Genomic DNA, 18,528 nt, shown 5'->3' with positions numbered 1-18,528 from the left:
GATCTCCCATTCCTTGTCCGTAAGGTCGAAGCGGGCCATGAGCAAACTCCCTTGCCGTTTGGAAGTTTGAATCACAATCCCGCCTCGATGGGAATCCCGCTTATGGGTACAGAACCTAGGCCGCTCCCCGGGGCCCAAAAGCCCCGGCCTCATTGAAGCCGTTTTGTCGTGCAGGAAACTGAACCGCCCTACGCCCTCTCCCCGGGGCCCAACAGCCCCGGCCTCATTAAAGCGTAACGAACCAAGCGTTGCCCTTGCCCGGGGACGGCGCCGTTCGTCCCTACACCGTTGGCGGCCCGGCACCGTCCGGCAGGAAACCGCACCAACGGGTGGTCCGGCGCATCTGCGACGGGGCGACGCCGAAGCGGCGGCGGAACTCGGTGGACAGGTGGCCAGGGTGATAGCCGGTGGCGTAGGCGGCCTCGGAAACGGTCATGGCGCCGCTTTCGATCAGGCTCTTGGCGCGTTCCAGGCGGGCCGTCTTGATGAAGGCATAGACCGAGGCCCCGAACAGCGCATCGAAGCCCCGGGTCAGTTTGCGCGCGTTCAGGCCAACCTGGCGGGCCAATTCAGGGACCGACGGGGTGGTTCCCAGATCGGACAGAATGATGTCCCGCGCCTCCAGCACACGGCCGATGTCGCGCGGCGCCAGATGGCAGGGGGCGCAGCCGGCCCGATCCCCCTGGACCGCCCGACTGTCGACCACCGCGGCCAGAAACTCCAGGGCCTTGGCGGCCAGGTACAGGCGGCGCGAGGCGCCATTTTCGGGGCAGGCCAGCATCTGCAAGGCGAGGGCGCGCGGCGCCGGATTGACCCCCGGCCGCAGGGCCTCGGCCAGGGTGCGGGCCGGGCCCAGGGTGGCCGCGCCTTCCTCGCCCAACAGATCGATCAGGGCATCCTCGCCGATGCGCACGAACACCGCCGACAGGGTGCCGGTGTTCAAGGAGCGATGGCGGAACTCGATCGGGCGGGTGGTGTGGAAGGTCACCAGCGAGGCCGGCGTGGTCAGGGTCTCGCCCAATCCCTCGGCGGCGCACATCACCTTGCCGCGCATCATCACCCCGGACCACAGGCCGGGATTGACGGCGGTCGACCAGCATTGGTGTTCGGCCACCTGGTCGTCGGCCAGCACGATTTCCAGGCCGGAGGTGGTGATGGTCTGCATGACTCGGCGTTCCGATGGCTTTCGGGGCGTCGTTTGCCCCGGAGCGCGCAGTGGCGCCACCCCCGAGGGTATAGTGAGATCGCAACTCGTTCGCAATAACAAACCCTGACCAAGCGTGCGGAAATGCCGAAGGATAAGGCGCAATCCCTGAAAACCGCTGCGTTGTCGGCTCCCGGGAACCTCGGGAATGATGCGGCAGCCCCGCCATGGGGATGAAATGACGTCGCGGAAGGGGACACGGTCATGCCTTACGGAACGCCGCGTTGGCGGCACGCCCTACTCACCACATGCGCTTGCGTCGCATTTTCACACCCAGCGCTAGCCGAGGACGCGGCGGGCGGGGACCCGGCGGGCAGGGACGAGGCCGAAACGTTGATCCTGGCCCCGGTCGAGGTCACCGCCCAGCACCGCCGCGAAGACCCGCTCGATGTGCCGATCAGCATGGACGTGATCGATGGCTACGAGGTCGAGGATCGCGGCCAGAAGGATCTGAACGACACCCTCAACACCACCCCCAACGTGATGCTGCGCCTCGACAACGGTCAGGTCGGCTTCGCCACCGTCACCATGCGCGGCATCGGCAACCAGGGCGGCGGCATGGCCGGCGGCGACCAGGCCATCGGCGTCTATGCCGATGACGTCTATGTCGGCGCCCAGATCGGCATGAACCAGCTTTTGCAGGACGTCGAGCGCATCGAGGTGCTGCGCGGTCCGCAAGGCACCCTGTACGGCCGCAACGCCATGGGCGGGGCGGTCAACGTCATCACCGCCAAGCCGGAGGAGGAGACCTTTGCTTCCGGCTCCGCGCTGTATGGCTCGGACAACATGTACGAGTTGTCGGGGATCGCCAACGGCGCCATCGGTGAGTATGGCGACACCACCGTTTCGACCCGCTTCAACGCCTTTCGCAGTGGCCGCGACGCCACCGTCGACAACCTGATCGGCGACGACCTGGGCGATTACGCCAACACCGGTGGCCGGGCCCAGGTGCGCGCCCAGTCGCCCGACTATGACCTGGTCCTGCGGGCCGACTACCTGGACCAGGAAGCCACCACCTTCGCCTATGGGGCGTTCGACAATCCCTACGACCGCGAGGTCTCGATCACCACGCCGTTCGACTACAACCTGCAGAACTACGGGATGTCGGTGAACGGCAAGCTGTTCCTGGGCGATCTGACCCTGCACTCCATCACCGCCTGGCGAACCACCCACTCCGACCTGTCCGGCAACGACTGGGAGATCAACGGCAACTCGGTGGTCCAGGGGTCGGAGTGGGACCAGACCCAGGGCTCGCAGGAGTTCCGCCTGACCTCGTCCGACGACAGCCGGCTGCGCTGGACCGGCGGCGTCTTCCTGTTCCACAACAAGGAAAACGAGCGGAACTTCTTCGGCCACCGCCCCGGCACCGCCGCCCTGTACGGCGCTTTCGCCAATGGCGAACGCGAGGAAAGCAATTCGGAGACCACCACCAACAGCCAGGCGGTGTTCGCCGACCTGACCTATGGCGTGCTCGATCAGGTGGACGTGATGGTGGGCGGCCGGCTGACCCATGACTCCAAAAGCACCCACTACACCCACGTCTCGCGGATGGGCTGGGCCCCCAGCCAGACCCTGGACGCCTCCTTCAGCGATCTCAACTTCTCGCCCAAGCTGACCGTCAGTTGGAAGCCCGACGACAACGCCCGGCTCTACGGCACCATCAGCCGGGGCTACAAGAGCGGCGGCTTCAACCGCCAGTTCGCCCCGACTACCAGGCTGGAGCTGAGGCCCGAGCGGGTCTGGAACTACGAACTGGGCAGCAAGGCGCGCCTGTTCGACCGGCGCCTGGATGTGGCCGGCTCCCTGTTCTACACCGACTGGCATCAGCAGCAGGTGACCGCCTGGCAGGGCGTGTTCAACGACATCGTGAACGTGCCCCACTCACGCAGCTACGGCGCCGAGCTGGAGGCCCAGGGCCGGCTGACCCAAACCCTGACCCTGGGTGCCACCTTCGGGTGGAACGAGGCCACCTTCGTCGACTTCCCCAACCCGTCGGCGACCCTGGCCTCGGGCGACGGGTTGCGCCAGCCCAACGCGCCGCGGTTCACCTATGGCCTCAGCGCCCAGTACCTGGGGCCGCTGGACGAGGTCATCCCCACCGACAGCGGGCTCGATCTGATGGTGCGGGCCGACTACACCTATCGCAGCAGCTACTACTTCGACATCACCAACACGCTGGAGCAGGAGGGGTACGGCCTGCTCAACCTGCGGGCCGGACTGATCGGCGAGGGGTGGCGGGTCGAAGGCTTCATCGACAACGTCGCCGACCAGGACTACCGGGTGCAGGCCATCAACTACAACGGCACCGACCTTGCCATCGCCGGTGAGGCCCGCACCTTCGGCCTGCAGGCCACGGTGGAGTTCTGATCGATGCGCCCGGCCAACCCGGAGCGTACGCTGCTGACCGTCATCGGGGCCCTGTATCTGGCCCAGGGCATCTCGTTCGGGCTGGTTGTCGAGGCCCTGCCAGCCTTGCTGCGGGCCGGCGGCGTGCCCCTGGAACTGATCGCCCTGGTGCCCATGGCCATGCTGCCGTGGATGGTGAAGGTGGTGTGGGCGCCGCTGGTCGACAACCGGGGCGGCCGGCGCCTCGGCCGGCGGCGCGGCTGGATCCTGCCCACCCAGGGCCTGCTGGTGGCCGCCCTGCTCGGGGTCGCGGCGGTGCCCTTCGACGCCGACGGGGCGGTGGCCATCATCGCCCTGCTCGGCGTGGCCTGCCTGGCCGCCTGCACCCAGGACATCGCCACCGACGGCCTGGCCGCCGAACGCCTGGGCCGCCCGCGCATGGCCCTGGCCAACACCCTGCAGGTCGGCGGCATGATGGCCGGCATGCTGGTCGGCGGAGCCGGCATGATGGTGCTGGCCGACCTGATCGGGGTTTCCGGCGCGCTGTCGGCGATGGCCGGCCTGATCGCCCTGACCGCCATTCCCGTGCTGCTGTGGCGCGAACCGCCGCCGGTCGCCCGCCAGACCCCGACCAAGGCCCGCCTGCGCGGTTTCTTCCGCAACCGGCGGGGCTGGGCCCTGGCGGTGGTGGCGCTGGTGTTCGCCAATGGCCACTCGGTGTCCTCCGGCCTGTCCCGACTGCTGCTGATCGACCTCGACTGGTCGCTGGCCCGCGTCGGCGTGGTCGTCGGCAGTGGCAATGCGCTGGCCATCATCCTCGGTGCCGGGCTGGCCGGATCGGCGGTGCGCGCCTGGGGCGCGGTGCCGGCATCGGTCGTCGGCCTGCTGGTCTTGCTGCTCGCCCAGACCCTGTGGCTGGTCGCCGCCGACGCCGCCCCGCTGCCCCTGTGGCTGGCCATGACCGCCACCCTGGGCGGCGGCATCGGCAGCGGCATGGTCTCGGTGGCGGTGTTCACCCTGGCCTTCCGCTTCGCCCATGATGGCGGCCAGGCCGGCACCGACATGACCATGGTGCAATGCCTGCATGGCCTGGGCGGCATGGTGATGACCGCCGCCGCCACCGCCCTGGTCGCCCGGACCGGGTTCGTCTGGGGCTTCGGCCTGGGGGTCGGCTGCTCCCTGCTCGCCCTGGCCGCGATCCTGCTCACCCGCCGCCTGTGCGAGCCCGAGCGTTTCCCGACACCGGCCCCCACCAACCAAGAGGCCAACCAAGAGGCCAACCAAGAGGAATGCCCCGCGCAATGACCACGACCTCTCCCGATCCGCTTGACGGACCGCCCCGGACCGGCCTTTCCGACCGTCTGGTCGATGCCATCGCCCGCCGCCCCAACGGCCTGATCGGCCGGGCCCTGTATCGTCGGCCGGTCGGCCACATGGCCGGCTTCCGCAAGGGGCTGGCGGCCGCCCCGGTGGGTCCCCAAGACCGCGTGCTGGACGTCGGCTGCGGCGGTGGGGTGTTCCTGGAAATGGCGCTGGCCGGCGGCTGCCGGGCGAGCGGTCTGGATCACAGCCCGGACATGGTGCGCGAGACCAAACGCCGCAACGCCCACGCCCTGGCCGAGGGCCGCCTGGAGGTGGTGCAGGGCGATGCCGCCGACCTGCCCTTCGCCGACGCCGCCTTCAGCCACGTCTTCTGCCTGCATGCCTTCTTCTTCTTTCCCCAACCGGACAAGGCCATCGCCGAGATGGCCCGGGTCCTGGCCCCCGGTGGCCGACTGGTCATCGTGACCGCGCCGCTGGAGAGCGCCGAGCGGATGCATCGGATTTTCGGGCCGATTGCCCGGCGGATGCGCTTTGACACCCCGGAAGCCCTGGCCCGATGGGCCGAGGCAGGCGGCCTGGTGGCGGAAGGAACCATCGATCCCCAGGCCGCCGACATGCTGTTCATCGCCCGCCGGCCCACCACCACCTGATGCCCCGGTCGAGGGTTGATGAATGGCCACGAAGGATTCTGACATGGCACGGCGCGATGCGCCCGGTTCCGGGGTGTCGTCCCCGGCGTTTGGTCGCGGTTTGTGGGGTATTCTGGGGCCGGAGCGCCGGGCGATCGGGGTGGCCATGGGGCTCGGGGCGGTGGGCATGGCCTGCGCGCTGTGCGCCGCGGCGGCACTGGGCGGGGTGGTGGCCACCCTGGGCGGGCGGGCGGTCGAGGTGCCCTGGCTGGCCGGCCTGGGTCCGTGGGGTTTCGGCGCCCTGGCCGGCGGGCTGATCGCGGCCAGCCTGGGGCTGCGCACGGCCGCCTTCACGCTGTCGCATCTGGCCGCCTTTCGCCTTGAGCAGACCCTGCGCAGCGAGCTGGCGGCCCATCTGGCGCGGGTTCCCCTGGGCTATGCGATCACCACCGGCAGCGGCGCCCTGAGCAAGGTGATGCAGGACGACGTGCGCGGCCTGCATGCCTTCGTCGCCGATTCAACGCCCATCGTCGGCCGCAACGTGGCGGCGCCGCTGGTCAGCCTGATCCTGCTGGTCGCCCTCGACTGGCGGCTGGCCCTGGTGGCGCTGGGCGTTTTCGCCGCCGGCATGACGGCGATGAACCTGGCCATGCGCGACTACGCCACCCTGCGCACCCGCTACGACACGGCCCGGGAGGCCATCCAGGCGGCGGTCATCGAATTCGTCCAGGCGATGCCGGTGGTCCGCATGTTCGATGACGGCACCACCTCGTTCCGCCGCTATCACGATGCCCTGAACCGCTTCCGCGAGGTCTTCCGCAACTGGGTCCTGGCCACCGGGACCGCCGGGCGGATCACCCAGTCGCTGCTCAGCCCGACCCCGACCCTGCTGGTCGTCGCCGCCGTCGGCAGCCTGCTCCTGGCCCACGGGGGGCTCGATTTCCCCACCCTGGTGACGGTGCTGATCCTCAGCACCGGGGTGGCCGACGCCCTGATGCCCTTGATGTGGATGAACGAGTTCCTGCGCAAGGCCCGGGCCGGGGCGCTGCGCATCCAGCAAGTGCTGGCGGTGCCGGCGCTGCCCGAGCCTCGCTCGCCGGCCCGGCCGGCCGACGCCTCGGTCAGCTTCGAGGCGGTCTCCTTCCGCTACCCGGAGCGCACCGACAACGCCCTTGAGGCAATCAACTTCACCGTCGCCCCGGGCACGGTGACCGCCCTGGTCGGGCCATCCGGAGCCGGCAAGAGCACGGTGGCGCGATTGATCCCGCGCTTCTGGGACGTCTCGGCAGGGACGCTGCGGGTCGGCGGGGTGGACGTGCGCGACTGCCCGCCCGAGGCCCTGGCCAGCCAGGTGGCCTTCGTCTTCCAGGACACCTTCCTGTTCCACGACAGCCTGGCCAACAACATCCGCCTGGCCCGCCCCGAAGCCACCCAGGCCGAGGTCGAGGCGGCGGCCCGCGCCGCCCGCATCCACGACTTCATCACCGCCCTGCCCGACGGCTACCAGACCATCGCCGGCGACCGTGGCACGCGGCTCTCCGGCGGCCAGCGGCAGCGCATCACCATCGCCCGGGCGGTCCTGCGCGACGCGCCGATCCTCATCCTCGACGAGGCAACCGCCTTCGCCGACCCGGAGAACGAGGCGCTGATCGTCGCCGCCCTGGCCGAGTTGACGCGCGGCCGGACGGTGATCGTCATCGCCCACCGGCTGGCCACCATCCGCGACGCCGACCAGATCATCGTCCTCGACCAGGGCCGCCTCGCCGAGCGCGGCCGCCACCCCGACCTGCTGGCCGCCGACGGCCTCTATGCCCGGCTGTGGCGGCTGCACGAACAGGCCCAGGGCTGGGCGTTGCGCACACCCGACGGCGGAGTCCCCCCAGGAGCCCCCCCATGAGTCCCCCCATGAGCCGCGCCATCCCCCGCTTTTCCGACACCTACCGCCGGCTGATCCTGGCCGCCGGCGAACAGGCCCCGGCGGTGCGCCGCATGCTGCTTTGTTTCGCCCTGGCCGCCGTGGCCCAGGGATTGGCCTTCGCCTGCTTCTTTCCGCTCTTCTCGGCCCTCCTCGCCGAGCCGACGGATGTTTCGGCGGTGGCGATGTGGCTGCTGGTGATGGCGCTGGCGATGGCCGCCGACCTGCTTCTCGCCTGGCGCGGCCACGCCTTCGAGTACGGCGCCGCGGTCGCCGACGTCACCCACGATTTGCGCCTGCGCCTGGGACGTCATCTGCGCGCCATGCCGATGCAGAGCCTGGCCGCCTGGCGCACCGGCGACCTGGCCGCCACCCTGGGCGGCAACATCGACGAGGCGGTCGCCCCGCTGGGCTCCCTGGTCCAGGTGATCATCCGCCTGATGGTGGTGCCGGCAACCAGCATCCTGGTCACCCTGGCCGTCGACTGGCGGATGGCCCTGGCCATGGCCCTGATCTTTCCGCTGGCGGTGCCCATCCACCGCTGGCAGCGCCGGGCCTCGATGGCCGAGCATCACGCCGTGGCCGAGGCCCACGCCCGCACCAACGCCGACATCGTGGAATACACCCAAGGCCTGGCGGTGCTGCGTTCGCTCGGTCAGGCGGGTCCCCGAACGGCCCGGTTGGGCGCCGCGCTGGCCCACCTGAAGACGGTCCAGGAAGAGGCCATGGGCGCCGCCCTGCTGCCAACCCTGCTGATGGCCGGGCTGGTCGAGTTGGGCCTGCTGGTCGTCCTCGCCCTGGGTCTGGCCTGGGTCACCCAGGGCAGCCTGTCGGTGGCCGCCTTCGCCGCCCTGCTGGTCGTGATCCTGCGTTTCAGCGAGCCGCTGGCCCTGTTCAACGAGCTGACCCAGGTCTTCGACCTGATGGAAAGCGCCCTCCTCCGCATGGATGCGGTGGTCGCCGCCAAGCCGCTGCCGAACCTTCCCCCCAGCCCCCCGCCGCGCCACCACGAGGTGCGCTTCGAGGCCGTCTCGTTCACCTACGCCGGCGACAGCGAGCCGGCCCTGAAGGAGGTCTCGGCCGAGCTGGCGGAGCGCACCATGACCGCCCTGGTCGGCCCCTCCGGCTCCGGCAAGAGCACCCTGGTCCGCCTGCTGACCCGCTACGCCGACCCGCAGGCCGGGACGGTGCGCATCGGCGGCATCGACATCCGCGCCCTGTCGGCGAACGACCTCAACCGCTGCCTGTCGGTGGTCTTCCAGGACGTCTACCTGTTCGACGACACCATCCTGGAGAACATCCGCCTGGGCCGCCCGGAAGCCAGCGATGCCGAGGTCGAGGCGGCGGCCCGGGCGGCCAACGCCGACGCCTTCATCCGCCGCCTGCCGCAGGGCTACCGGACCCCGGTCGGCGACATCGGCGGCAGCCTCTCGGGCGGCGAGCGCCAGCGCATCAGCATCGCCCGCGCCATCCTCAAGGATGCCCCCATCGTCGTCCTCGACGAACCGACCGCCGCCCTCGACACCGAAAGCGAGCGCGCCGTGCAGACCGCCATCGACACCCTGGTCCGCGCGCGCACGGTGATCGTCATCGCGCATCGCCTGTCAACCATCGTCGGCGCCGACCAGATCCTGGTCTTCGACAACGCCCACCTCGTCGAGCGCGGCCGCCACCCCGACCTGCTGGCCGCCAACGGCCGCTACGCCAGCCTCTGGAAAGCCCAGCAGTCCGCCAAGTCATGGCACACCGCCGCCACCGACGCCCCCTGCCCCGGCAAGCCCTAGCGCAACCCGAAGCGCACCGGCACCACCAGTTCGAAGGCCTCGCGGCCGTCGAGCAGGCGGGGGGGCGGGGGCGGCAAGGGCATCGCCCGCTGCATCAACTCGACCGCCTCGCGGTCGAGCAGCCGGTAGGTTGAGCTGCGCTCCAGGCGGACCTCGCGCACCGCGCCGGTCCGGTCGATCACCAGCCGGACATGGCTGACCCCTTCCTGGTTGCGATCCCGGGCTCGCCGTGGATAGACCTTGTGACGCTCCAGGTGCGACAGCAGGTCCCTCTGCCAGAGGGCGACCAGATCAGCCAGCGGCGGGCCGGGCGCCACCGTCGGCGGCGCAACGGGCGCCGCCTCGACCGGCGCGGCGATGGGCGGAGCCGGTGGGGGGGGCGCCGGGGGGGCTGGAACCGCCGTCGGCTTGGCCGGGGCCGTCGGCTTGGGAGTCGGCGTCGGCTTCGGCTTGGGCGGCGGCTCGGGCTTGGGCGGCGGCTCGGGCTCGGGGAGTGGCTCCGGCTCCGGTGGCGGCTCCGGCTCGGGCGGCGGCTCGGGCTCGGGTGGTGGTTCCGGCTCGGGCGGCGGCTCGGGCTCGGGTGGCGGTTCCGGCTCGGGCGGCGGCTCCGGCTCCGGCTGTGGTTCGGGTGGCGGGGCCGGCGCGGGGGCCGGTTCGGGCGCCGAGGGCTCGAAGGCGGCCATCTCGATCGGCACGATCTCGATATCCGGGGCCTCCGGCGGGGTCGGCGTGTGCAGGATCACCCCCGCCAGGGCTCCGGCGTGCAGCCCCATGATGGCCAGCAGACTGCTGCCCCAGAGAACCCGCGTCCGCCGGCCGTTGATCATTCCAACTCGGCCCGTTCCAGACCCACCAGGGCGATCCGCAGGTAGCCGGCGTCCCGCAGGCGGTCCATCACCGCCATCAGATCGCCGTAGGGCACCACCTTGTCGGCGCGCAGAAAGACGCGGCGCTCGCGGTCCATGCCGCTGGCCGAATCGAGGACCTGGGCGAGCCGCTCCTCGGGCACCGGGTCATCGCCCAGAACCAGCCCCAGATCGGCCCGCACGGTCAGGAACAGCGGGGTGTCGGGGCGCGGTTGGGCGGGCGCCGTGGAGGACGGCAGGTCGACCGGCACATCGACCGTCGCCAGCGGCGCGGCAACCATGAAGATGATCAGCAAGACCAGCATCACGTCGATGAACGGGGTGACGTTGATCTCGTGGCTTTCGCTGAGATCGTCGCCGCCGTCGGTCTTGAACGCCATTGTCCCGCCCCCCTTCAGCCGGCCCGCGGGATCGACGGTTCGAGCGCCGGGCCGCCGCGATCCAGATCGCGGCTGACCATCCGCTCGACGGCGGCGGCGACATCGCCGAGGCGACCCCGGTAGGCGGCAATGGCGCGCACGAAGGCGTTGTAGATGACCACCGCCGGAATCGCCGCGACCAGTCCCAGGGCGGTGGCCAGCAGGGCCTCGGCGATGCCCGGCGCGACCACCGCCAGATTGGTGGTCTGCGAGCGGGAGATGCCGACGAAGGCGTTCATGATCCCCCATACCGTGCCGAACAGGCCGATGAACGGTGCCGTCGAGCCGATGGTCGCCAGAACCCCCGTGCCGCGCGCGATGCGCCGCGCGGCGACCGCCTCCAGGCGCCCCAGGCGCGAGGCGACGCGCTCCTTGAGCCCCTTTCCACCGTTCCCCAAGGCATCGGCCGACAGTCGCACCTCGGCCGCCGCGGCGCGCACCAGCTCGGGCTCGGGACCGGCCGCCTGGCTGGTCCGGGCCAGAGCCTCGGCGAGCCCCGAGGCCTGCTCCAGCACCGCCATCGTCCGGGCCAGGCGGCGGCTGGCCAGCCGCAGTTCCAGGCTTTTCGCCAGCCACACCGTCCAGGTCAGGACCGAGGCCAGGAACAACCCGGTCATCACCGTCTGGACCACCGGGTCGGCGGCCAGGAACATGCCCCACGGCGACAGGTCATGGGGCAGCGTGCTGGGGTCGGGGCCGAGTCCCGCCGGCGGTGCCACGCCCTCGGGCGCGGCCGCCATGCCGGGCGCCGGGTCGGCCAACGCCCCCGCGGCCAACCCGCCGGGTGGCGGCGTGGCGCCCGCCGCCTCGTCGGCCCGGGCCGGAAGCTGTCCCAACGCGACAAGTCCGCACAGCAGAAGAAAACCCAAAAAGGTCGAACGCGGGGCAGTCATCTCGGTCCTTTCCCAAATCCGGGGCCGTCAAAAATGGAACTTGCAAACATAAAACTTGCGAACACGAACCTTGCCGCCACCGCCTTCACGGCCGGCGCACACCCCGCCCCGGCCGGCCAGCGGTGACCGGCGGCGAAGGGCATGACTCGGAGAGAGGTCGGAATCAGAACCGACTGGCTTGCCAGAGGCGCTGGTAGGGCCCCTCACGCGCCACCAGCTCGGCATGTGTCCCCCGCTCGCAGATGCGACCGCCACTCATTACCAGAATTTGGTCGGCCCGCACCACACTGGAAAGGCGATGGGCGATCAGAAGTACGGTTCGGCCCTGGCGCAGGGTTTCGAAGGCGCGCTGGAAGGCCAGTTCGGTTTCCGCGTCAATGGCCGCGGTGCTTTCGTCCATGATCAGGATCGGGGCGTCCTTGAGCAGGGCGCGGGCAATCGACAGGCGCTGCTTTTCGCCGCCCGACAACCGGGCCCCGGCCTCGCCGACCGGCGTTTCATAGCCCGCCGGCAGGGCCTCGATGAAGGCCTCGCACTGGGCCGCGCGGGCCGCCCGGCGAACCTCCGCGTCGCTCGCCTCCGGGCGGCCCAGGCGGATGTTTTCAGCCACCGTGTCGTCCAGCAGGTGGACTTCCTGCAGGACCATGGCGACCCGCGCCCGCACTCCCTCCGAGCCGATCTCCCGCAGGTCGACGCCGCCCATGCGAACGCTGCCCCGGTCGGGGTCGAACAGGCGGGCGGCCAACTGGACGACGGTACTCTTGCCGGCCCCGGAGGAACCGACCAGGGCGGTCACCTGGCCGGCCGGAATGGTCGCCGACAACCCGTGCAACACCGGCCGTCCGGGACGATAGGCGAAGTCGACCCGCTCGAAGGTCAGGTGGTGGCCGGGCGGCGACTTGGGCAACGCCGGCTCTGGCATGGTCGGCAGGTCGATCACCGCCCGCACCCGCTGGTAGGCCCGCGACAGGAAGGCCGCCTCGGCCACCAGCATGGCGGTCTGGGTCATCGGGGCGTAGAACTTCTGGGCCAGCACCACGACGGTCAGGAAGGCAGCGCCGGCGATGCCGCCGCCAAGCAGCAGATAGGTGCCCAGCCCGAGCAGGGCGACGAACCCCAACTCCAGGGCGACGGCAAACCCGATCACCGCCAGGCCGCCGGTCGCCTCCAGACGCAGGGCGGCGCGCCGGAAATCGCGCATGGCCGCTTCCAGCGCCTTGAAGTGCCCCCCGCCCATACCGTGGGCGCGGATCACCGGCATGCCATCGATGTACTCCAGCAGGCGGGCGGCGATCTCTTCCTGGCTGCGCAGCCGTTGGCCGACCAGGCGGTTGAAGGCGCGCCCGACGAGCACCGGCACCGCCCAGGCCAGGGGCACGGTGACCAGCGCCGCCAGGCCCATCCGCCAGTCGATCCACAGCAGCAGCACGCCGACCACCAGCGGCAGCACGGCCGCCGCCACCAGCTCGCCGACCAGATGGGTGAAAACATCCTCGATCATGCGCACGCTGTCGGAAACCAGACTGGTCAGCTCGCCGATCCGCGCCTCGGTGAAGAAGCCGGACGGCAGACGCGCCAGATGCTCGGCGAAGCGGACCCGGAAATCGGCCATCAGGCCATAGCCATGGGTGAAGGCCAGACGGGCGGCGAACAGCCCGAACAGGTACTGCCCGAGCAGACCGGCCAGACCCAGCCCGAGCCAGGGCAGGCAGGCCTCGAAGGGGGGGCGGTCGAGGCGCAGGATCAGCTCCAGCATGCCCCACAGGACGACGAAGGGCACCGCCGCGCACAGGGTTTCGCCCACCTTCAGGGCAACCGCCAGGCGCAGGCGCCGGGCGTGGACCCCCTCGGCCAGGCGCAGAATGTCAAGAAAGATCATGGCGCGTCATCCGTTCCGCCGAGTCGTGGGCCGCCCACAGCCGGCCATAGGCCGGGCACCCGTGCAGCAGCTCGGCGTGGCTGCCGGCGCCGGCCACCCGGCCGGCCTCGAGCACCACCACGTGATCGGCATGACGCACGGTGGCCAGGCGGTGGGCGATGGTGATCACCGTCCGCTCCCGGCCCAGTTGGGTCAGGGCCTGATGGAAGGCCCGCTCGGTGGTCGGGTCGGCGAAGGCGGTCGCCTCGTCGAGGATGACCACCGGCGCCGCGCCGGCCAGCGCCCGGGCGATCGACAGACGCTGCCGCTGGCCGCCCGAGAGGTTGCGCCCGCGTTCGCTGAGCTGCGTGTCGTAGCCCTCCGGCAGGCCCTCGATGAAATCATCGAGCTGGGCGATCCGGGCCGCCTCGACCACCGCCTGACGGCTCACCTCGGGGCGGCCCAGGCGGATGTTCTCAAGGACGCTGTCGCGGAACAGGAAGACATCCTGGAAGACACAGGCCACCCAGCGACCCAGCGCCGGCGAGGAGAACTCGGCCATGTCGATGTCCCCGAGGCAGACCGTGCCCCGGTCGGGAACCAGATGGCGGGCGGCAAGATGGGCCAGGGTGGTCTTGCCGGACCCCGAGCGGCCGACGATCACGGTGTGGCGATTGGCCGGAAAGGTGACGTCCAGTCCGGCCAGCGCCGGCTGCTCGCCATGGGAGAACCAGACATCCCGAAAACTCACCGAGAAGCTCGGCGGCGGCGCCTCGCGGGGGCCTTCGGGCAGCGGCGGCGTGTCGAGCACCGCCTGGACCCGCTCCAGGCCGTTGGCCACCACCTTGAACGAACTGCCGACCGTGCTCGCCCGGGCCAGCGGCTGGCACAACCCCATGCCGAGCACCAGGCAGAGGATGAAGGTGGGGCCGTCGAGGACGCCGCCGGCCAGCAGGTGGGCGCCGACCGGCAGCAGCAGCAGCAGACTGCTCGACAGCAGGACCAGATAGGCCATCCAGCCGGGAACGGCGTGCCGCGAGAACTCGGCCACGCTGGCGCTGTAGTCGGCGGTCGCCACCCGCAGCCGGCTTTCGGCGACCCGGTTCAGGCCGAAGGCGCGGATCGCCGGCAGGGCGCGCAGAAAGTCGATCACCGCCGCGTTCATCCGGTCCAGGCTGGTCTGGTAGGTGCCCACCCCACCGGCCGCCCGGCGCCACAGCAGGACCTGGGCCAGCAGGGCCAGTGGGATCGGCGCCAGGGCGGCCAGACCCAGGCGCCAGTCGACGACCAGCAGCACGACGGCACCGGCCAGGGTGGTGGTCAAGGCGCCGATCAGTTCGGGCAGCATATGGGCAAGGAGCATTTCCAGACGCTCGATGTCGTCCTGCAGGATGCGCCGGATCTCGCCCGAGGAGCGGCGCCGCAAGGCGCCCAGCGGCACCCGGGCCAGATGCCCGGCCACCTCGAGACGCAGATGGTGGATGATGTCGAAGGCGGCGACGTGCGACAGCGCCGCCGACAACCCCAGCAACAGCCAGCGCGCCGCCAGCCCGCCGGCGACCAGCCCCACGATGGCCAGCAGGCGGTCGCGCTCGGGAGCCCCGGACATCAACTGGACCGCCAGCAGCCAGATGGCGATGAAGGGGATCAGCCCCAGCCCGGCGGCCCCGGCACTGGCCACCCCGGCGCCGGCCAGCAGCCAGCGCCGGCGGGCCATGAGACGCATCAGAAGCGACATTGGTCGACGGTCCGCCCGGCCATCGCTCAGAAGTACACCGAGCCGCGCAGGCCGACCCTGAGGGACGCCCCCGGGCGGGCCCGGCCAAAGGCCGAATACTCGGTGTAGCGTTCGTCCAGCGCATTCTCGGCGTAGCCCTCAAGGCGCATGGCGTCGCTCTCCAGACCCAGGGAAAGGTCGAGAACGCCGAACGAGTCGAGCCGGTTGTCGTGGGTCGCCTCGCCCCAGCGGGCGCCGGTGAAGCCATAGTCGGCGCGGGCGAACCAGGCCAGGCCGGGCAGTGTCTGGCGCAGGGCGGCCCAGTCCAGATCATCCCGCCAGTCGATATGGAGGTTGTAGGAAACGGTCGGCGTGTTGGGCAGTTGGGCCCCGTCGGAGACCAGACCGCCCCAGCCCAGGTCGGCATCCTCGGTGGCGAAGGCGCGGCTCAGCGACAGGCCGCCCCCCAGGCTCAGGTTGGCGGTGGCCTGGAAGCGGGCGGCCAGTTCCAGGCCATAGGCGGAGGCATCGATGTTGGCGTACTGGCTGACAAAGGTCAGCGGATCGTAGCCGACCACCTGCTCGTCCTCGGTTTCCGAGAAGAACGCGGTGATGTCGGCGCTCAGCCGGCGGTCCAGGAACTGCCCCTTGTAGCCCGCCTCGTAGGCCACCGTGCGGGCCGAGCCGTAACCTTCCGTCACCTGGGCGATGCCGCTGATGGCGTTGACGTGGGCGGTCTGGAAGCCGCCCGGCTTGTAGGCGCGGGCGATCGAGGCGAACAGGGTGTCGGTCTGGCTCGGCCGGTAGGCCAGGGCGAGCCGGCCGTGCCAACCGGAGAAGGTTTCCGACATGGCGTAGCCGTGGGTGAAGCCGAAGGTCTGATTGACCACGATCTCATCGGTCTCGACGCGGTCGCGGCTCAGCCTCAGGCCGGCGGTCAGTTCCAGGCTGTCGGTCAGATCCTGGCTCACCTCGCCGAACACGGCGCCGGTGGTGCGCTCGTGCTCGCCGGTGTCGACCGCCCGGATGGCGCCCAGACCGGCCAGGGTCTGATCGTGCGAGAAGTGGCCAAGGTAGGTGCCGAGCACCCAGTCAAAACCGCCATGGGTGCCGTTCAGACGCACTTCCTGGGTGATCTGGCGCTCCGCGTAGTCGGTGCGGCTGTGGCTGGTCGCCGACTGGACGTAATGCTCCTCGCCGTCCATGTCGTAGAAGCCGGTCACCAGGTTCAGCTCGATGGCCTCGCTCAGCGCCACCGTGTTGGTCAGGCCGAATGACCAGATGAGCTGATCGTCGGTGCCCACCCAGGGCTCGTAGGTGACGTCGTGGAAATTCCTCGGCACCGGCTGGTTGTCGTTGTTGTTGATCTGCTCGCGGCTGACCGTGAGCCGGCTGCGGAAGCTGTCCGACCAGGTGCCGGCCAGCCCGAGCCGGGCGTTGACGCGCTCCAGGTCGCCGTTGTCGCGATTCAGGGCACGGTTCTCGATCAGCCCGTTCTCGGTCGAGCCGTCGACCGACAGCCGGCCGGCCAGCAGACCGGGCACCAGCGCCCCCCCGACCAGGCCCGAGGCCCGCCGCCGGCCATCGGTGCCCAGATCGAAGCCCAGTTCCGCCTCGGTCTGGTCGCTCGGGGCGCGGGTGATGATGTTGATCGCGCCGGCCTGGGCGTTCTTGCCGTAAAGGGTGCCCTGCGGGCCGCGCAGCACCTCGATCCGCTCCAGGTCGCGATAGGTGGTGTCGAGCATCGACATGGGCACCGGCACGCCATCCACGTAGGCGCTGAGCGAGCCGTCCTCGTAGCCTCCCGGAACCAGCGACCCGACGCCGCGCAGGTTGATGGTGGAATAGCGCGACTGCGAGCCCTGGCTGAAGTTCAGCCCCGGCGCGTGGCGGGCGACATCCTCGATGGTCTCGATCCCGGCGGCGGTGATCTCGTCACTGCCCAGGGTGGTCATGGCGACCGGGATGTCGCTTTCGACCTCGGCCCGTTTGCGGGCGGTGACGGTCACCGGCGCCAGCAACAGGGTTTCGGTCTCGGCGGTGGTGGGGCGCTCCTCGGCCCGTGCCCCGGGCGTCGCCACCGCGCCGGCAAGAACGACCGAAAGCCCGAGGCAGGCGGGCAGCCGCCACTCTCGCGTGGTCATGCGGTTTCTCCTGTTGATGGTTGGATTGGTTGACCGGCCTGGCCAAGCTGTCGGACGGTGGCCCGGTGCAGCCGCAGGCCCAGTACCAGGGCGGCGACCAGCAGGCCGGCGCCGAAAGCGGTCCACCAGCCGCTCGCCCCACGAGCCGGCCCCAGCAGGTCGGTCATCCCCAGGGCGTAGCCAAGCGGCAGGCTGAGCAGCCAGTGGGCCAGCGCGGTGGCCAGAAAAGGCCCGGTCATGTCGCCGAAGCCGCGCAGCAGGCTGCCGGCGGTCAACACCGCGATGTCGAACGCCAGCAGTCCGGCGACCACCAGCAGCAGCGGCTGGCTGGCCTGATGGACCAACGGATCGACGGCGTAGAGCCCCGGCAGCAGCGGCGCCAGAACGGCGGCCAGCATGGCCAGCACCAGGGCCAGGATCAGGTTGACGGCCAGCGTCTGGCGGATCACCGCCCGCGCCATCGCGCGATCCTCCGCCCCCAACGCCTGAGCCAGCAGGATGGCGCCGCCCATGGCAATGGACAGCGGCACCATGACCAGGATCGACAGCACGTTGAAGGCGATCTGGTGGCCGGCGATCTGGGCCGCCCCCAGGGTGGCGATGAACAGCGCGACCACCGCCACCACCAGGTAGTCGGACACGAAGCCAAGGCCGATCGGCAGCCCCTTGCCGGCCAGGGCGGCCAGCCCGGGCCCGGCCGTGGCGCCCCGGCCGGCGGTCAGGGCGCGACCGACGCCGCTCAGCAGGCCCTCGCCGGCGATGAGCAGGCCGAGAATGATGGCGCAGGTCCAGTTGGCGAGCGTGGTGGCCAGCCCGCACCCGGCGACGCCCATCGGCTCCACCCCCAGGGCGCCGAACATGAGGAGGTAATTGAGGCCGGCATTGAGGCCGGCGCCGAGCAGCGCAACCACGGTCACCTTGCCGGTCAGGCCGGCGCTTTCGCGGACGTAGCGCAGGGCCAGGAACAGCGCCACGCCGGGCATTCCGGGTATGATCCAGAGCAGGTACCGCCGCGCCTCGGGGAGCAGCGCCGGGTCGGCGCCGATCAGCCCCAGCAGGGGCATCGCCAGGGCCAGCAGCCCGGCGGCCAGCAGCCCGCCGAGCACGGCCAGCTTCAGGCCGGCGGCGGCGGCCTGGGCCACGGCCGCGCTGTCGCCCTGGCCGCGCAGGTGGCCGAGCACCGGCACCAGGACATAGAGCAGGCCAAGCAGGAAAATCATCATCGGCAGCCACAAGGCCGCCCCGGCCGAGACCGCCGCCAGCGGCACCGCCCCCAGGTGGCCGGCCATCGCGGTATCGGCGAATCCGTTGGCCACCTGCGCCAGTTGGGTCACGGCGAGGGGGCCGGAAAGACGCAACAATGTGCCGGAAGAAACCTGGCCCGGGGGCAGGCTTCGCGAGGTCGGTGGCATGGAATATTATCCTATGTG

The 18,528-nt window shown here is 70.7% G+C and carries 13 protein-coding genes; 5 read left to right on the top strand and 8 right to left on the bottom strand.

Features of this window, described 5'->3' with window-relative positions:
• Positions 1-280: 280 nt before the first annotated feature.
• Positions 281-1,165 (bottom strand): helix-turn-helix domain-containing protein, encoded by an 885-nt coding sequence (locus tag BLR95_RS10905; RefSeq protein WP_092619726.1) that lies wholly within the window; start codon positions 1,163-1,165, stop codon positions 281-283.
• A gap of 372 nt (positions 1,166-1,537) precedes the next feature.
• On the opposite strand from BLR95_RS10905, the gene BLR95_RS10900 reads away from it, so the two are divergent.
• Genes BLR95_RS10900 through BLR95_RS10880 form a run of 5 tightly spaced genes read left to right on the top strand, consistent with a single transcriptional unit; the run spans position 1,538 to position 9,201 of the window.
• Positions 1,538-3,571 carry a TonB-dependent receptor gene (locus tag BLR95_RS10900; RefSeq protein WP_176787794.1) on the top strand — a complete coding sequence of 678 codons (2,034 nt, stop codon included), beginning with the start codon at positions 1,538-1,540 and terminating at the stop codon, positions 3,569-3,571.
• Between the two features lie 3 nt (positions 3,572-3,574).
• Positions 3,575-4,855 carry an MFS transporter gene (locus tag BLR95_RS10895; protein WP_092619720.1) on the top strand — a complete coding sequence of 427 codons (1,281 nt, stop codon included), beginning with the start codon at positions 3,575-3,577 and terminating at the stop codon, positions 4,853-4,855.
• On the top strand, positions 4,852-5,523 hold the full coding sequence (locus tag BLR95_RS10890; protein ID WP_092619717.1) for a class I SAM-dependent methyltransferase: 672 nt from the start codon (positions 4,852-4,854) through the stop codon (positions 5,521-5,523). The genes BLR95_RS10895 and BLR95_RS10890 overlap by 4 nt, the downstream gene beginning before the upstream one ends.
• A 43-nt stretch (positions 5,524-5,566) precedes the next feature.
• A complete protein-coding gene (locus tag BLR95_RS10885; protein WP_218119531.1) occupies positions 5,567-7,399 on the top strand; it encodes an ABC transporter ATP-binding protein in 1,833 nt (610 codons plus the stop codon).
• Positions 7,396-9,201 carry an ABC transporter ATP-binding protein gene (locus tag BLR95_RS10880; protein WP_092619711.1) on the top strand — a complete coding sequence of 602 codons (1,806 nt, stop codon included), beginning with the start codon at positions 7,396-7,398 and terminating at the stop codon, positions 9,199-9,201. The genes BLR95_RS10885 and BLR95_RS10880 overlap by 4 nt, the downstream gene beginning before the upstream one ends.
• Here BLR95_RS10880 and BLR95_RS10875 read toward each other — a convergent pair.
• The 7 genes from BLR95_RS10875 to BLR95_RS10845 all read right to left on the bottom strand — a co-directional run bounded on the left by BLR95_RS10875 (position 9,198) and on the right by BLR95_RS10845 (position 18,432).
• Positions 9,198-10,028: an energy transducer TonB gene (locus BLR95_RS10875; protein WP_092619708.1), complete on the bottom strand. Its 831-nt coding sequence runs from the start codon at positions 10,026-10,028 to the stop codon at positions 9,198-9,200. The genes BLR95_RS10880 and BLR95_RS10875 overlap by 4 nt on opposite strands.
• The gene (gene exbD / locus BLR95_RS10870; protein WP_092619705.1) at positions 10,025-10,447 is read right to left on the bottom strand and encodes a TonB system transport protein ExbD; all 423 of its coding nucleotides are present in this window, start codon (positions 10,445-10,447) and stop codon (positions 10,025-10,027) included. The genes BLR95_RS10875 and exbD overlap by 4 nt, the downstream gene beginning before the upstream one ends.
• Before the next feature lie 14 nt (positions 10,448-10,461).
• Positions 10,462-11,322: a tonB-system energizer ExbB gene (gene exbB / locus BLR95_RS10865; protein ID WP_245689450.1), complete on the bottom strand. Its 861-nt coding sequence runs from the start codon at positions 11,320-11,322 to the stop codon at positions 10,462-10,464.
• A 220-nt stretch (positions 11,323-11,542) separates the two neighbouring features.
• Positions 11,543-13,258: an ABC transporter ATP-binding protein gene (locus tag BLR95_RS10860; protein WP_092619699.1), complete on the bottom strand. Its 1,716-nt coding sequence runs from the start codon at positions 13,256-13,258 to the stop codon at positions 11,543-11,545.
• Positions 13,245-14,975 (bottom strand): ABC transporter ATP-binding protein, encoded by a 1,731-nt coding sequence (locus BLR95_RS10855; RefSeq protein ID WP_092619696.1) that lies wholly within the window; start codon positions 14,973-14,975, stop codon positions 13,245-13,247. The genes BLR95_RS10860 and BLR95_RS10855 overlap by 14 nt, the downstream gene beginning before the upstream one ends.
• Before the next feature lie 26 nt (positions 14,976-15,001).
• Positions 15,002-17,098 (bottom strand): TonB-dependent receptor, encoded by a 2,097-nt coding sequence (locus BLR95_RS10850; RefSeq protein WP_092619693.1) that lies wholly within the window; start codon positions 17,096-17,098, stop codon positions 15,002-15,004.
• On the bottom strand, positions 17,095-18,432 hold the full coding sequence (locus tag BLR95_RS10845; protein WP_218119530.1) for an MATE family efflux transporter: 1,338 nt from the start codon (positions 18,430-18,432) through the stop codon (positions 17,095-17,097). The genes BLR95_RS10850 and BLR95_RS10845 overlap by 4 nt, the downstream gene beginning before the upstream one ends.
• Positions 18,433-18,528: the final 96 nt, after the last annotated feature.

Source organism: Roseospirillum parvum (genome assembly GCF_900100455.1).
In the GTDB taxonomy this organism is placed as follows: domain Bacteria; phylum Pseudomonadota; class Alphaproteobacteria; order Rhodospirillales; family Rhodospirillaceae; genus Roseospirillum; species Roseospirillum parvum.
The sequence above is the reverse complement of the archived record's forward strand: the minus strand, read 5'-3'. Positions and strand labels throughout refer to the sequence as shown.